General features: G+C 59.9%; 11 protein-coding genes. 3 read left to right on the top strand and 8 right to left on the bottom strand.

Going from position 1 to position 15,298, the window contains the following annotated elements:
* Window positions 1–16: 16 nt before the first annotated feature.
* From HB633_RS07725 to HB633_RS07705, 5 genes are all read right to left on the bottom strand, one after another.
* Entirely contained in the window at window positions 17–2,131 is a 2,115-nt protein-coding gene (locus tag HB633_RS07725) for a prolyl oligopeptidase family serine peptidase (protein ID WP_213777512.1), read from the bottom strand.
* A 191-nt stretch (window positions 2,132–2,322) separates the two neighbouring features.
* On the bottom strand, window positions 2,323–3,441 hold the full coding sequence (ugpC, locus tag HB633_RS07720; RefSeq protein WP_213777511.1) for a sn-glycerol-3-phosphate ABC transporter ATP-binding protein UgpC: 1,119 nt from the start codon (window positions 3,439–3,441) through the stop codon (window positions 2,323–2,325).
* A gap of 112 nt (window positions 3,442–3,553) precedes the next feature.
* Window positions 3,554–4,411: a carbohydrate ABC transporter permease gene (locus tag HB633_RS07715; protein ID WP_075359593.1), complete on the bottom strand. Its 858-nt coding sequence runs from the start codon at window positions 4,409–4,411 to the stop codon at window positions 3,554–3,556.
* The gene (locus tag HB633_RS07710) at window positions 4,401–5,279 is read right to left on the bottom strand and encodes a sugar ABC transporter permease (protein ID WP_213777701.1); all 879 of its coding nucleotides are present in this window, start codon (window positions 5,277–5,279) and stop codon (window positions 4,401–4,403) included. The genes HB633_RS07715 and HB633_RS07710 overlap by 11 nt, the downstream gene beginning before the upstream one ends.
* Before the next feature lie 195 nt (window positions 5,280–5,474).
* On the bottom strand, window positions 5,475–6,728 hold the full coding sequence (locus HB633_RS07705; protein WP_213777510.1) for an ABC transporter substrate-binding protein: 1,254 nt from the start codon (window positions 6,726–6,728) through the stop codon (window positions 5,475–5,477).
* A 520-nt stretch (window positions 6,729–7,248) separates the two neighbouring features.
* Between HB633_RS07705 and zwf the strand changes: the two genes are divergently transcribed.
* From zwf to HB633_RS07690, 3 genes are all read left to right on the top strand, one after another.
* Window positions 7,249–8,709 carry a glucose-6-phosphate dehydrogenase gene (gene zwf, locus HB633_RS07700; RefSeq protein WP_213777509.1) on the top strand — a complete coding sequence of 487 codons (1,461 nt, stop codon included), beginning with the start codon at window positions 7,249–7,251 and terminating at the stop codon, window positions 8,707–8,709.
* A 162-nt stretch (window positions 8,710–8,871) separates the two neighbouring features.
* Window positions 8,872–9,603, top strand: coding sequence for a 6-phosphogluconolactonase (gene pgl, locus HB633_RS07695; RefSeq protein ID WP_213777508.1), 732 nt, complete (start codon window positions 8,872–8,874; stop codon window positions 9,601–9,603).
* Window positions 9,581–11,509: a bifunctional transcriptional regulator/glucokinase gene (locus HB633_RS07690; protein WP_213777507.1), complete on the top strand. Its 1,929-nt coding sequence runs from the start codon at window positions 9,581–9,583 to the stop codon at window positions 11,507–11,509. Before pgl ends, HB633_RS07690 begins: the two co-directional genes overlap by 23 nt.
* A 551-nt stretch (window positions 11,510–12,060) precedes the next feature.
* On the opposite strand, the gene HB633_RS07685 is transcribed toward HB633_RS07690, so the two are convergent.
* From HB633_RS07685 to HB633_RS07675, 3 genes are all read right to left on the bottom strand, one after another.
* Window positions 12,061–13,212, bottom strand: coding sequence for a porin (locus HB633_RS07685; RefSeq protein ID WP_213777506.1), 1,152 nt, complete (start codon window positions 13,210–13,212; stop codon window positions 12,061–12,063).
* A gap of 542 nt (window positions 13,213–13,754) precedes the next feature.
* Window positions 13,755–14,534, bottom strand: coding sequence for an ABC transporter ATP-binding protein (locus HB633_RS07680; protein ID WP_213777505.1), 780 nt, complete (start codon window positions 14,532–14,534; stop codon window positions 13,755–13,757).
* Window positions 14,535–14,555: 21 nt separating this feature from the next.
* Window positions 14,556–15,269 carry an ABC transporter permease gene (locus tag HB633_RS07675; RefSeq protein ID WP_061998912.1) on the bottom strand — a complete coding sequence of 238 codons (714 nt, stop codon included), beginning with the start codon at window positions 15,267–15,269 and terminating at the stop codon, window positions 14,556–14,558.
* Window positions 15,270–15,298 lie beyond the last annotated feature (29 nt).

The raw sequence follows: 15,298 nt of genomic DNA, 5'->3' as shown, positions 1-15,298 counted from the left end.
ATGGGGCTTTGTTGCGTCAGCCGATCATCTTTTTCAAGAACGTGAATGCCGTCGCTTCCACCCTCGCAATGCTTTCCGCTTCCACGCCCGCGCCGTGGCCGCCGTCGCGATTTTCCAGGTACCACACGCGTTCGTGGCCCTGCGCCTGCATTTTCGCTGCCATCTTGCGGGCGTGGCCAGGATGCACCCGATCGTCCGTCGCCGACGACGTGAACAGCGCCGGCGGATAAGCCACATCCGCCTTCACGTTCTGGTAGGGCGAATAGGTCATCAGAAAGCGCAAGTCGGCGGCATCGTCTGGATCGCCATACTCGTCTATCCACGATGCACCCTGCAACAACAAATGGAACCGCGCCATATCGAGCAGCGGCACCTCCGATAACACCGCGCCAAACAATTCCGGCCGCTGGACGAGCATGACGCCGGTAAGCAAGCCGCCGTTGCTGCCGCCACGCACGGCGAGTTGTTTCGATGTCGTCACGCCCGATGCCACGAGCGCTTCGACAACGGCGATGAAGTCATCGAAGGCGACCTGGCGCTTTTCCCGCTGCGCCGCCTGATGCCAGTCCGGGCCGAACTCGCCGCCGCCACGAATGTTCGCGATCGCGTACAGACCGCCGCCCTCGAGCCATGCCATGCCGGTGGTTGCGTCGTAGTGCGGGTCGAGCGCGACTTCGAAACCGCCGTAGCCGTAAAGCAGACACGGCGCTGATTGCTCACCTTTGATGTTTTCTTCGCGGCCGACCAGCCAGTAGGGGATCTTGACGCCATCGGGCGCCACGGCGTGACGGCGTTCCGCAACAAGACCGGTGGCATCGAACTGAGCCGGAAGGCGCGCGAGCAATTGCCATTCGTTTTCGGGCGCGGCCAGATCGGCGAAATACAGGGACGGCGGGCTCAGAAAATGTTCGACGTGCACGAGCACGGTGTCGTCGCGTTCACTATCGATGGAATCCACGTACGTCTGGCTTGCGGCCGGCAACGCAAAGTCGCGGCGCGTCCAGTCGCCCGTCAGGGCAACGGGCGGCGCGCACAGCTCGACGTGCGGCGAGCCGTCGTTCATCTGCGATACCAGCAGCCAGTGCTTCGTGAAGTCGATATCCGCAAGAACGTTGCGGCCCGACGGCGCGAACAGCACGGTGAAATCACGATCGCCACTCAGGAGCGCGTCGCGGCGGATGACGAGCAAGGAGCCGCCGGCATGGACTCGGCCGTTGACGTCGTATGGTTCGCGCGGCGTCACGAAGAGCCAGCCGTTCCAGTGTTCGAGCTCGGCGTGGGGCGGGACATCGTATTGTTGCCACTCGCCGGTGGTTTCATCGAGCCAGTATTGCAGCGTTTCGAAGAACGACGTTGCGCGCGACGCGAGGTGCAAATTTTCGAGCTGATCGTAGTCCACGCCCGCCGATACATCGCGCCGCTTGCCTTCGAAAACGATGGGCGCGTCGGCCAGCTTCGTGCCGCGCTTCCACTTGCGGGCCTGGCGCGGGAAGCCAGACGTGGTCAGCGCCGGTTTCTTGCTGTGCGCGCTATCGTCCCAGCCGACGTACACCGTGTCGCGATCGATCCACGAAATGCCGTGCTTGCCGACATCGGGAAGCTCGAAACCTTCCTTTATGAAGGCGCGTGATTCGATATCGAATTCGCGCACGAGACACGCGTCCGAGCCGCCTGGCGACAGGCTCACCAGCGCGCGGTCCCAGGTGGGGTAGAGCATGTCGAAGTCGTGCAGGGCCCAGCGGGTTGCATCGGCGGGATTGTTATTGAGGTCGAGCTTGTCCACATCCAGGACGATCTGCCATTCCGCCTTGCCCGCAAGCCATGCAGCCCACGGCGTCCGGCGCACGATGCCGAGCGGATTCGCTTCGTCCTGCCATGTGTTGTAGCCCCAGTCGCCATATCGCGAGCAGGACACGATGCGTTCCTGCGACGTGTACGCGGTCTTCAGGCGCGCGGTGAGCGCATCGGTTTCCGGCGTCTTGCCGAAGGCGGTCGTGGTGCGCGCGTTCTGCGAATCGACCCACTGGTCGACGCGGGCATCATCGAGCGCCTCGAGTTCGATGAACGGATCGGCGTCTCTGCCGGTGGGCCATTCGAGTTCGGGATGTCGGCTGAGGAAGGTGTCGGTCATCTGAGGAGGCGCGCCTGCTTGATCGGAGTTGGAACGGCAATTGTGCCTGATGGCGCGAACCGGAGATGTCTCGTTGCCCGGTCGGGCCGGCTCAATGCAGTTCGACCAGACCGGGGCATCGACCGACACAAACAAAAATGCCGCGCGGTCCTGAGGACCACGCGGCATTTCTTCGTTCGACCAACTGGCTATCAAGCCAACCGTTCTTCCGTCTTCGAATCGAACAGCACTGCCTTCGATACATCGAACAACAGCGTCATGTTCGTGAGCGGTTGCGGGTTCGCTGCCGGATGCACGCGGCTCACCACGCGCTTGCCGTTCACCTGCGTGAACACGAGCGTATCCGGGCCCGTCGGCTCGATCACATCGATCTTCACCTCAATCGGCTGCAAGCGTGCGTCTTCGACATTGTGCGCGCTGCGGGCATCCGTGATCCGCTCCGGACGCAGACCAAGAATCACGTTCTGCCCGATCTTGCCGCGCACAGCGGCAGCATCGAAGGGCAGGTTCAGCACGGCACGCGACACGCCCGTATCAAGTTCGATACCCACGCCCGATCCGGCCTCGACCAGCTTGCCATCGATAAAATTCATCGGCGGCGCGCCAATGAACCCCGCCACGAACAAATTCGACGGCGAATCGTAGATGTCCTGCGGCGCGCCGAACTGCTGCACCACGCCGTCCTTCATCACCGCGATCCGGTCGCCGAGCGTCATGGCTTCGATCTGATCGTGCGTCACGTACACGATCGTCGTGCCCAGGCGCTGATGCAGTAACTTGATTTCCGAACGCATCTCGATACGCAGCTTCGCATCGAGATTCGACAGCGGTTCATCGAACAAAAACATCACCGGATCGCGCGCCAGGGCACGGCCCATTGCCACGCGCTGACGCTGACCGCCCGACAACTGGCCGGGTTTGCGGTCGAGCAGATGCTGGATCTGCAGCGTGTCCGACACACGCTTCACAATGGTCGCCTGTTCGTCCTTCGGCACCTTGCGGATGTTCAGGCCAAACGAGATGTTCTCGCGCACCGTCATGGACGGATACAGCGCGTACGACTGGAACACCATCGCAATGTCGCGATCCTTCGGCGAGAGGTTGTTCACCGTCTTGCCGTCGATCATGATGTCGCCCTTGGTGACCGTTTCCAGTCCGGCGATCATGTTGAGCAACGTCGACTTGCCGCAGCCCGAACCGCCGACGAGGATCAGGAACTGACCATCCTCGATATCGATGTTCACGCCCTTCAGAACGGGAACGCCGTTCGCATAAGTCTTGTATACGTCGCGGATTGAAAGGCTTGCCATGCTATGAATCCTTTAATGTCTCTGCGCCGGGTGTGGTCGTCCGCGCATCTGTTGATCTTTATCGCGTGCGCCGTTCAGTTGTTGACGGCGCCCGCAGAAATCAGCCATTAGGCTAGCCCTTCACCGCGCCCGCTGTCAGGCCGCGCACGAAGAACCGGCCGGCGACCATGTAGACGAGGAGGGTGGGGAGAGCCGCGATGATCGCAGCAGCCATGTCGACGTTGTATTCCTTCACGCCCGTCGATGTATTCACGAGGTTGTTCAGCGCGACCGTGATCGGCATTGAATCCACGCCCGAGAACACGATGCCGAACAGGAAGTCATTCCAGATCTGCGTGAATTGCCAGATCAGGCAAACCATGAAGATTGGCAACGATACCGGCAGCAGGATCTTGGTGAAAATCGTGAAGAAACCCGCACCGTCGATACGCGCCGCCTTCACTAGTTCTGCCGGAATGCTCACGTAGAAATTGCGGAAGAACATGGTTGTGAACGCAATCCCGTAGACCACGTGCACGAGCACAAGACCGGTTGTTGTATTCGCCAGTCCCAGCATGCCTTGCAGGCGCGCCATCGGCAGAAGAATGGCCTGGAAGGGGATGAAGCAGCCCACCAGCAAGAGCGTGAACACGAGGTCCGCGCCACGGAAGCGCCAGTGCGTGAGCACGTAACCGTTGAAGGCACCGATGATCGATGAAAGCAGCACCGCCGGAATCACCATGCGCACGGAGTTCATGAAGAACGGTTCCATGCCGTCGCAGCGCACGCCGGTACACGATTGCGACCACGCCTTGACCCACGGCGCGAACGTGAACGAAGTAGGTGGCGTGAGCAGGTTGCCGGTGCGCAACTGGTCGAGGTCCTTGAAGGACGTCGAGAGCATCACGTAGATCGGGAACAGGAAATACAGGGCAAACAGGACCAGCGCCGCATAGATGACGGCGCGGCTGATCGTCATCTTAGATTCCATTGCGGGTGCTCCTCGATTCCAGATACATGAGCGGCACGAGCACGGCGACGACGGTTGCAAGCATCATCATCGATGAAGCTGCGCCCAGGCCAAGCTGACCGCGGTTGAACGAAAACGTGTACATGAACATGGCCGGCAGCGACGACGACGTGCCCGGACCGCCCGCGGTCAATGCGACCACGAGGTCGAACGTCTTGATGGTGATGTGGCAGAGAATCAGCAGCACGGAAAAGAACACCGGGCGCATGCTCGGAATCACGATCTTGCGATAGATGCGCGGCAACGACGCGCCATCCATTTGAGCCGCCTTGAAAATTTCCGCGTCCACGCCACGCAAACCGGCGAGGAACAGCGCCATCACGAACCCGGTCGATTGCCACACGGCCGCGATCACGACGCAGAAAATCGCCTTGTCCGGGTTGCCGAGCCAGTCGAACGAAAAGCTCGTCCAGCCCCAGTCGTGGAACACTTTTTCGAGGCCGAGACTCGGGTTCAGGATCCATTGCCACGCCGTTCCCGTCACGATGAACGACAGCGCCATCGGGTACAAAAAGATCGCGCGCAACGCACCTTCATTGCGGATTTTCTGGTCGAGCAGGATGGCGAGGAACAGCCCGAGCCCGACGCAGATCCCAATGAACGGAATGCCGAACCAGCCGAGGTTCGCGGCGGAGGTCCACCAGACGTCGTTTGAGAACAGCTCGGTGTATCGCTGGAAGCCGACGAAATCGTAGCGCGGCATCAGTCGCGAGTTTGTCAGCGACAGATACCCGGTGATCAGAATGAAGCCATACACGAACACGAGCGCAATCAACACGCTGGGTGCGAGTACTAGCTTGGGAATATATGTATCGGCAAGCGCCGCCATGGGCGACGTGCGGCGGGGCGGGGTGCGCGATGTCTTGCTCGCGATACCGCTAGGGGAGGCAGCCACTTCTCGACTCCTGAAAATTTGCCGGCAAGAGTCTCAGGCCGGAACAGGGATACAGCGGTTTTTACGGTAATCAGCTTGTGCTTCGGGCGCGCTTCCAAGGGAACGCGCCCGTGCGTCACACTAAAACGCTTACTTCGTCTTCGCTGCGTTCGCGAGAGCGGCAACTGCGCTCTTCGAATCTTGCGTCGAGTTCATGAACTTCGTGACGACGTCGGTGATGGCGCCGGCGGTTGCATCGCCTTGTGCCATTCCGTGCGCCAGCGACGGAACATAACCGCCCGACTTCAGGGCCGTTTGTTCATCGGCGTAGGACTTCTTCGCGCAGTCGTCGAACTTGGCCATCGGCACGCCCAGGCGAACCGGGATGGAACCCTTGTTCAGGCTGAACTGCTCCTGGAACTCAGGCGTCATGATGGTCTTCGCCAATGCCAGCTGACCCGGCGTTGCGTCCTTCGCGCCCTTCTGCTGGAAGAACACGAACGAATCGACGTTGAACGTGTAGGCCTTTTCCGTGCCCGGAACTGCTACGCAGACATAGTCCGTACCCGACTTCTTGTTCGCGCCGGCGAATTCGCCCTTGGCCCAGTCGCCCATGAACTGCATGCCGGCCTTGCCGTTGATGACCATGGCGGTTGCCAGGTTCCAGTCACGGCCGGTGCGGCCGTTATCGAAGTACGACTGAACGTGACGGACCGTGTCGAACACCTTGACCATCTGGTCCGACGTCAGCGTCTTCTGGTCCAGATCGACAATCGCCTTCTTGTAGAAATCCGCGCCTTGCGACAGCACGACGTCTTCCCACAGCGTCAGGTCTTGCCACGGCTGGCCGCCTGCTGCCACCGGAACGATGCCGTTCGCCTTCATCTTGTCGGCGAGGGCGAAGAATTCCGGCCACGTGGTCGGGGCCTTGCCGCCTGCCTTGTCGAGCGCGTCCTTGTTGATATACAGCCAGTTCACGCGGTGCACCGAAAACGGCGCGCCGACGTAGTGACCGCCTGCGTGCATGACCTTGTCGATTTCCGGCGGCAGGTTCTTCTTCCAGTCGCCCGTTACCGAGTCGATGTTCACCAGCACGCCCTGGTCAGCCCATTCCTGGATCAGCGGACCCTTGATCTGGGCAGCGGACGGGGCATTACCCGAGATGACCTGCGTCTTGAGTGCGGTCATGGCCGCGGCGCCTGCGCCACCGGCAACGGCGAAGTCCTTCCAGGTGTAGCCCTGCTTGGTCATGTCGTCCTTCAACACGCCAATAGCCTTCGACTCACCACCCGAGGTCCACCAGTGCAGCACGGAAACGGCTTCTGCAGCCTGAACCGCTTGTGCCGTCACGCCGCACAACAGACCTGCAGCGCCGAGCGCGCCCATGAGCTTGCGAAATTTCATTGTTTATCTCCTCCGAACACCTGAACAAAAAACGATTGGCCCCTGATGCCGCCAGGAAGCGATGGCTGGAACTGAACAGACTTGAAGTGGCCGGAGTCGGCGGTGTCAGCGGGATAAGACCGGTTTGCCCCAGCAATGAACCGTAGGCGCGCCAGTCTGGCCGGCAGACCGAACCTCGGCCGCACGGCTCTCAAGAGATGAGTGTGTCGAATCGCAACTGTGTCTCCTCTTTTGATTTTTGCCCGTTCACACTGGCAGACCAGCGTGGCGCGCGTCCGGGGTCTTGCATCCTGCGGCTCCGGCCTTCCCAATGACATTGCCTTACGGCGAAAGCGTCATTGGCTCAGGTCCATTACCATGCAACCAGACATGAATCTCCGGGAAAACACGCATGTTCTATTGACTAAGTGTTTTTTTCCGAGATCACGTTACCCCTTGATTTGAATTGTAGTTAAACTACAATTCAGTGTCAAAAAAAATTTTATCGGACTACGGTCCTTCAGAACCCCTGCGGAGACACATGCAAAACGACTCGAATTTCACCTTCGTTCTATTCGGCGGAACGGGCGATCTTTCGATGCGCAAGATCCTGCCGGCGCTTTTCGAAGCGCATCGTGGCGGAATGCTGGCGCCGAGCGGAAAAATCGTCGCGGTGGCGCGCGCGTCCGAAGATCGCGAGGCGTATCTGAGCTGGGTCGACGAACACGTCAAGCCGCACGTCTCGAAGAACGGAGTGGACGACGCGGTGTGGAAGGGTTTCCTCGAGCGTATCGACTATGTGCGGCTCGATCTCGGCAAGCCCGAAGACTTCAAGCTGCTGCGCGACGCCGTGAACAAGCATGGCGGCACGCGAGTGTTTTACCTCGCGACCGGGCCGTCGTTGTTCGTGCCCATCTGCCGTGCGCTCGCCGACGTGGGCTTGAGCGAAAACGCGCGCATCGTGCTTGAGAAGCCGCTGGGCTATGACCTGAAGTCATCGCAGGCAATCAATGACGCGGTCGGCGAAATCTTCGCGGAAGAACAGATCTACCGGATCGACCATTACCTCGGGAAAGAGCCGGTGCAGAACCTGCTCGCGCTGCGCTTCGGCAATGCGCTCTTCGAACCGTTGTGGCGGCGCGAATGGGTGGAAAGCATCCAGATCACGATTGCCGAAGAGCTCGGCGTGGAAGCGCGCGGCGACTTCTACGACAACACCGGCGCCTTGCGCGACATGGTGCAGAACCACTTGCTGCAACTGCTTTCCATCGTGACCATGGAACCGCCGCATTCCATGGATTCCGATTCCGTGCGCGACGAAAAGCTGCGCGTGCTGCGCGCGCTCAAACCCGTCGATCCGCGCGATATCAGCAAGGTCGCCGTGCGCGGCCAATATCATGCGGGCGTGATCAAAGGCACATCTGTGCCGGCCTACGCCACGGAGCATGGCGTGCGTCCTGACAGCCACACGGAAACGTTTGTCGCGTTGAAGGTGGAGATCGAGAACTGGCGCTGGGCCGGCGTGCCGTTCTTCCTGCGCACGGGCAAGCGGCTCGCGGACCGCACGGCTGAGATCGTCGTGAATTTCCGGCCCGTGCCGCATTCGGCGCTTGGCGCCAACGCGTTGCGTGCGGGTACGAATCGCCTCGTGATCCGCCTGCAGCCGAACGAAACCATTCGCCTTTATTGCCTCGCCAAGCAGCCGGGCGAAGGCATGAATCTCGCAAGCGTCCATCTGGATCTCGCGTTCGACAAGTTCTTCAAGGAAGGGCAGATGGAGGCCTACCAGCGCCTTCTGCTCGATGTCATCAACGGTCGTCTCGCGCTCTTCGTGCGGCGCGACGAGCAGGAAGCGGCGTGGCGCTATGTCGAGCCGATCCTGGACGAGTGGGCTGCATCGCCTAAACCGCCGAAGCCCTATGCATCGGGCACGTGGGGACCGGCGGCTGCAAGCGCCATGCTGGCGCAACACGGCACGTGCTGGCTCGAAGAAGAGAATTAAGCCCGTTTGTTCAACGGGTCGGTGGGAACGTGTTCCAGGACGTTTGTGCTGTAGACATGTTGCAATTAAAGCCGAGACAAATCCCGTCGTGTGGCGCTTCCAGGGTTCGGGGGCGGCTACGGCGGGCGAAATGAAACCAAAACAAGGCAGCATGGAGGAGCAGTGATCCAGCTTCATACTTTTGATGAGCCAGGCGCCCAATCCGACGCTTTGGCAGAAGCGGTGGGCGACGCGCTCGCCGCGACGCTCGCGGCTCGCGGAGCCGCGTCGGCGGATGGCGCTGTGTCGGGTGCATCGGGTAACCAGACCCAGCACGCAACGCTGGCCGTTTCGGGCGGGACGAGCCCGAAGCCGTTCCTGAAAACGCTTTCGACGCACGCGCTCGACTGGGCGCATATCGATGTAACCCTCGTCGATGATCGCTGGGTGCCGGAAACGGACAACGCCAGCAACGCGCGCCTCGTGCGCGAAACGCTGTTGCAGAACGCAGCGAGCGGCGCGTATTTCCTGCCGCTCGTGGATACGTCGCGTGGGCTGGATGCGCACATCGCCGACCTGAACGCCGATGCACAACGCCGCGTGCCCGACGTCGCCGTGCTCGGCATGGGTGAGGACGGCCACACGGCATCGATTTTCGTCGATGCCCCCGAGTGGGATTTTGCGATCAGCACGTCGGACCGGTTCGTCTCGGTTCATCCGGGCAGCGCGCCGCATGCGCGCGTGTCGCTATCCATGTCCGCGCTCAAGGGCGTGCAGCAACTGTTTCTCTTCATCAGCGGACAGAAAAAGCTCGATGTACTGAACGCCGCGCTCGCCGCACCGCAAAAAAACGCCATCTCCACGTTGGCAAACGCACAAGGAGTCAGGCTCGATGTCTACTGGTGTGCAAAGTAAGGCCGCAACGATAGCGGCCCAAAGCCAGCACGCTGATGGACCCCGGCTTTTGGCTGACATCGGCGGCACCAACGCGCGGTTTGCGCTCGAAACGGCGCCGGGGGTTATCGGTGAAATTCGCGTGTATCCGGGCAACGATTACCCGGGCATTGCCGAAGCGATGCAGCAGTACCTCAAGGACACGAAAGTCAGCCGCGTGAATCATGCGGCCGTGGCGATCGCGAATCCGGTGGACGGCGATCACGTTTCGATGACCAATCACGACTGGAGCTTTTCCATTGAAGCCACGCGCCGCGCGCTGGGTTTCGATACCTTGCTCGTCGTCAACGATTTCACCGCTCTGGCCATGGCGCTTCCGGGTCTGACCGACGCCCAGCGCGTGCAAGTCGGCGGCGGATCGCGCCGGCAGAATAGCGTGATCGGTTTGCTTGGACCCGGTACGGGCCTGGGCGTGTCCGGCCTGATTCCCGCCGATGACCGCTGGATTGCGCTTGGCAGCGAAGGCGGCCATGCCAGCTTTGCGCCATCGAATGAAACCGAGGACATCGTCCTGCGTTTTGCGCGCCGGAAGTTCCCGCATGTTTCGTTCGAGCGCGTCTCGGCCGGTCCCGGCCTGTTGCTGATATACCAGGCGCTGGCAGAACGCGACGGCGTGGCGGTGTCCGACGATCTGGAGTCCGCGAGCATCACGCAGCGCGCGCACGATGGCGAGCCGCTCGCGCTCGAAGCCGTCAACTGTTTCTGCGGCATTCTCGGCACGTTCGCCGGGAATATTGCGGTGACGCTGGGCGCGCTGGGCGGCATCTTCATTGGCGGCGGCGTGGTGCTCAAGCTCGGCGAGCTCTTTACGAAGTCGCCGTTTCGCGAGCGCTTCGAGGCCAAGGGGCGCTTCCAGCAGTATTTGTCGAGCGTGCCGACGTTCATCATTACCGCGGAGTATCCGGCGTTCCTGGGGGTATCGGCGATATTGTCGGAGCAGTTGTCGAACCGCGCGAACGGCGGCTCGTCCGCGGTGTTCGAGCGCATTCGCCAGATGCGCGATGCGCTGACGCCCGCCGAGCGGCGCGTCGCCGACCTTGCGTTGAACCATCCGCGTTCGATCATCAATGACCCGATCATCGATATTGCGCGCAAAGCCGACGTCAGCCAGCCGACCGTGATCCGCTTTTGCCGGTCGCTCGGGTGCCAGGGTTTATCGGATTTCAAGCTGAAGCTCGCGACCGGTCTGACCGGCACGATTCCGGTGAGCCATAGCCAGGTGCATCTCGGCGATACCGCCACGGATTTCGGCGCAAAGGTTCTCGACAACACCGTCTCGGCGATTCTTCAGTTGCGTGAGCATTTGAATTTTGATCATGTGGAACGCGCCATCGACATTTTGAACGGTGCGCGCCGGATCGAGTTCTATGGCCTGGGCAATTCGAACATCGTGGCGCAGGACGCACACTACAAGTTCTTCCGTTTCGGTATCCCGACGATTGCTTATGGCGACTTGTACATGCAGGCGGCGTCGGCGGCGTTGCTGGGCAAGGGCGATGTGATCGTGGCGGTATCCAAGTCGGGCCGCGCGCCGGAGTTGTTGCGCGTGCTTGAAATCGCGATGCAGCAGGGCGCGACCGTGGTGGCCATTACGTCGAGCAATACGCCGTTGGCGAAGCGTGCGACGGTTGCGTTGGAGACGGATCACATTGAGATCCGTGAGTCGCAGATGTCGATGATCTCGCGCATTTTGCATCTCGTGATGATCGACATCCTGGCGGTGGGCGTAGCGATCCGCAGGGCGGTACCAAACGCGAGCGCGGACGTGAGTGAAGCGATGACGAAAGTGCGTGAAGCGGGCGATGACGACACGGGTGCGGTGCTGGACTGGCTGAGCCACGGCGCGGCGGGCATAGCCCGCGACTAAAGCGCAGAAGTAAAAGCAAAATGCCGCCGATGCGAATTCGCATCGGCGGCATTTTTCGTTTGGGGAGAGCCGTTAGCGCGGCGTGAGCTATTAGCGCAGGTCTAAATTGACTGCCACAGACACTGGTGGCGAAGCGTGTGGGTATCTGTTGACGGAGGGGGAGGGTTTCAACGGGACGTGGTTATTCGCCGAGCGTGCTTTTGGGGTACCAAGCAGTTGGAACTGCACGCTTTGGACACTTATGAGCCGATTGTGGAAAGGCGTTTTCTTTGCTTCGTTTCTTTGTCGCCGTTGGACAAAGAAATGAAGTGCCGCCACGCACAGTGGCTAATAGTGCTTAAAAAATCAGATAGCAAAGAACGCGCGAAGACCCAAAAAGCAGGAAAAACCGTCCACCGGTGCCAACAATAAAAAACGGTGCGATGCCCTTTCGAACACCGCACCGATACGCGCCTCTCGCAGCAGCGTGAAAACCAATTAAAGCTATAAAAACCTATGCTTTAAACAAACTCTCTCTGTCGTTATGCTCCGGCCAACCGCTCTAAATCAAATTAGAACGAGTGCTGGATACCGGCATAAACGCCGGTTTGGCTGTGACCCGGCAGCGGGTTGTCAGTGCTGACCGCCGTACCTGCATTGTTCGCATTCAGGCCGTAGTTAGCACCCTTGCTGTTCTGAGCCGTTGCAACTTGAATATCAAGCAGCGTGCGCTTCGACAGGTTGTACGAGCCGCCGACCGTGTAGATCGTCGCATTGCCTGAACCGTTGTTACCGTTCACGTGATAAGCGGCCGCAATGATCGCAGCTGCAGGCGTTGCTTGCCACGTAATGCCGCCCCATTCGTGATCGAGCGACGTCGGTTGGCCCGGCAGAACGTTCGTTGCGCCCGAGGTACGGATAGCCTGGTAAGCGCCCTGGATCTTGAACTGACCCAGGAACACGTTCACAGCAGCCGTGTATTCGCGCGATGCCGCAAACACGCCGCCCGAAACGTTGCCCGCATTGATGTCGCCCGGATTGATACCGTACAGGCCACCATTGTTCGCGTTGCGGATTTCATCGTACAAACCGCGGATCTGGAACAGGGACGTCGTGTAGGTGACCTGTGCGCCAGCTTCACGGCCTTGCGGCGTCGTGCCGTTACCGTTCCAGTTCGTCGCATTCGACAGCGCGTATTGACCGTAGAAGTCAAAACCCGCGACCTTCGGCGACTGGTACGAAATGTTGTTGCTCGATTGCGGCCAGTTGCGGCCACGCACCAGCGAAGCCGACGACCAGTTCGACTGACCGAACGGATCGAAGTCCCACACGCCGTTGGAGATGAACAGTTCGCGACCCAGCAAGAAGGTACCGAACTGGTCGTTGGCGATACCCACCGTCGCCCAACGATTGAAGATGCCGTTGTTGCCCGGGCCTTGACCGGTCATGGTATTGAAGCTGCCTTCCAACTGGAACACGGCCTTGTTGCCGCCACCCAGGTCTTCGACGCCCTTCATGCCCCACAGGCTGGTACCCCAGTCGCCGCTTTCTGCGCGGAAACGGTGGCCGCTGCTGTTGGCAGCGCCGGCAGCATTCGAGCCCGTCGGCACGCCCGTCATGTATTCCAAACCGGCGTCAAGACGCCCGTAGAGCGTCACGCTACTTTGAGCGTGTGCCGCAACGCCGACCGTCAGCAGCGAAGCCGCGAGCAAAGCTTTCTTCATCATCTCCTCCAACCCTGTCAAAAAATAGAAGCCCAAGTGCGGCGGTAGTGGCCCGGTGCCAGCGCACCGAACCGGAAACTATTTAGAGGGATGACACGCAAGGGGCGGTGTATCCGTGAACCAGGCAAAGAGACCGCCCACGTCACAACCGACCCAGCGGATCGGTGTCTCCTCAGTTCTTTTTGAAGTAAAACTACTTTTAATGAACTTCGTTTCCGTACTTTGATTACTAATTTAGCAAATTACCTTTGTGCCGCCAAAAAAATTTATCGTCTCCCAATCTTCTGTCTCAAAAATGCAATGGTTGGTGTGTTGCGACACCGGCAAAAATAATCGATTTCCGGGCTAAATCCTTATGGAATAAGGCTGACCCGCATTTCGACACCTAACGCTATGGATTGCATCTATTGACGGACGTTGCGTCTGCCGCTAAAGCAAAAACCGATAAGCGAGCCGGGCGTGTTTAGAGATGCAGACTAAAAAAGCGCCCGTTGGGGCGCTTTTTTTATTGATACAGGACGAACAGCTGCGTCTCTGTAGTTTTACTTCAGGCTTCCCGACAAGAACTGCCTCAGCCGTTCGCTGCGCGTATTGCCAAAAACCTCGTCGGGATGACCTTCCTCTTCAATCAGCCCCTGATGCAGGAACACAACATGGTTCGAGACGTTGCGCGCGAACGCCATTTCGTGCGTCACCACGATCATCGTGCGGCCTTCTTCGGCTAGCGTCTGCATCACCTTCAGAACCTCGCCCACGAGTTCGGGGTCGAGCGCGGACGTGGGTTCATCGAAGAGCATGACGTCGGGGTGCATGGCGAGCGCCCGTGCAATTGCGACCCGCTGCTGCTGGCCGCCCGAAAGATGCGACGGATACTGCTTTTCCAGCCGCGGCGCGAGTCCGACCTTCTCGAGATACTTGCGGGCGCGGTCCTGGGCCTCCTGCTTCGACAACCCCAGCACCTTCACTGGCGCTTCCATCACGTTTTCGAGCACGCTCAGGTGCGACCACAAGTTGAAGTGCTGGAACACCATGGAAAGCCGCGTGCGCATGCGCTGCAACTGCTTCGGTTCGGCCACTTTCAGCGCGCCGAATTTGTCCTTGAGCGTGCGGATTTCCTCGCCATCGACAAATATCCGGCCCTGGTTTGGCTGTTCGAGAAAATTGATGCAGCGAAGCATCGTGCTCTTACCCGACCCTGACGAGCCGATGACGCTGATGACATCGCCTGCTTTCGCGCGCAGCGACACGCCCTTGAGGACTTCGTGGTCGCCGTACCGCTTGTGAAGGCCATCGACGAAAAGCTTGGTTGCCGGAGAATTCATTGTCTGCATGGTCCTTGGGGCTTATTTACCTTGCGGCCGCAAGTAGGCGAGCCAGCGATGTTCCGCGCGCCGGAACATCCATACGAGCGCGAACGAAATGCACAGATAAAGCAGCCCGGCGATGCCGAACGCCTGAAACGATTGATACGTGGCCGAGTTCACATCGCGGGCGATCTTCAGGATGTCCGGCACGGTCGCCGTGAATGCGACGGTAGTCGCGTGCAGCATCAGGATCACTTCGTTGCTGTAATAGGGCAGGGCCCGGCGCAACGCCGACGGCAAGATTACCCGCCGATACAGCGTGAACGACGACATGCCATAAGCCCGCGCGGCCTCGATTTCACCGTATGGCGTGGCGCGAATCGCGCCGGCGAAGATTTCCGTGGTGTACGCGCAGGTGTTCAGCGTGAATGCGAGCAACGTGCAGTTCATGCCGTTACGGAAAAATTCGTTGAGCAGGACGTGATCGCGGACCACTTGCAAGCTGTAGAGGCCTGTGTAGCAAAGCAGAAGCTGCACATAGAGCGGCGTGCCGCGGAACACATATGTGTAGACCCAGACGCTGCGCGAGAGCAACTTGTTCTTCGATACCCGCGCGACCGCCAGCGGAATGGAAAGACAGAAGCCGAGCACGATCGATACGACCAGCAGCCACATCGTGATGGCGAGACCGGTGATGCGATAGCCGTCGGTGAAAAGATAATTGCGCCAGTATTCCTGGATGATTTCGAGCATGGATTCCGCCGCGTGGATGTGCTGGTGTC

Source organism: Caballeronia sp. dw_276 (assembly GCF_018449635.1).
GTDB lineage: Bacteria > Pseudomonadota > Gammaproteobacteria > Burkholderiales > Burkholderiaceae > Caballeronia.
Note: the sequence above shows the minus strand (reverse complement) of the source record. Positions and strands in the feature narration are given on the sequence as shown.

Coding starts and splice junctions, on each gene's coding strand:
- HB633_RS07725 (WP_213777512.1), bottom strand. CDS start 2,131: ATGACCGACACCTTCCTCAGCCGACATCCCGAACTCGAATGGCCCACC.
- ugpC (WP_213777511.1), bottom strand. CDS start 3,441: ATGGCAAGCCTTTCAATCCGCGACGTATACAAGACTTATGCGAACGGC.
- HB633_RS07715 (WP_075359593.1), bottom strand. CDS start 4,411: ATGGAATCTAAGATGACGATCAGCCGCGCCGTCATCTATGCGGCGCTG.
- HB633_RS07710 (WP_213777701.1), bottom strand. CDS start 5,279: ATGGCGGCGCTTGCCGATACATATATTCCCAAGCTAGTACTCGCACCC.
- HB633_RS07705 (WP_213777510.1), bottom strand. CDS start 6,728: ATGAAATTTCGCAAGCTCATGGGCGCGCTCGGCGCTGCAGGTCTGTTG.
- zwf (WP_213777509.1), top strand. CDS start 7,249: ATGCAAAACGACTCGAATTTCACCTTCGTTCTATTCGGCGGAACGGGC.
- HB633_RS07690 (WP_213777507.1), top strand. CDS start 9,581: ATGTCTACTGGTGTGCAAAGTAAGGCCGCAACGATAGCGGCCCAAAGC.
- HB633_RS07685 (WP_213777506.1), bottom strand. CDS start 13,212: ATGAAGAAAGCTTTGCTCGCGGCTTCGCTGCTGACGGTCGGCGTTGCG.
- HB633_RS07680 (WP_213777505.1), bottom strand. CDS start 14,534: ATGAATTCTCCGGCAACCAAGCTTTTCGTCGATGGCCTTCACAAGCGG.
- HB633_RS07675 (WP_061998912.1), bottom strand. CDS start 15,269: ATGCTCGAAATCATCCAGGAATACTGGCGCAATTATCTTTTCACCGAC.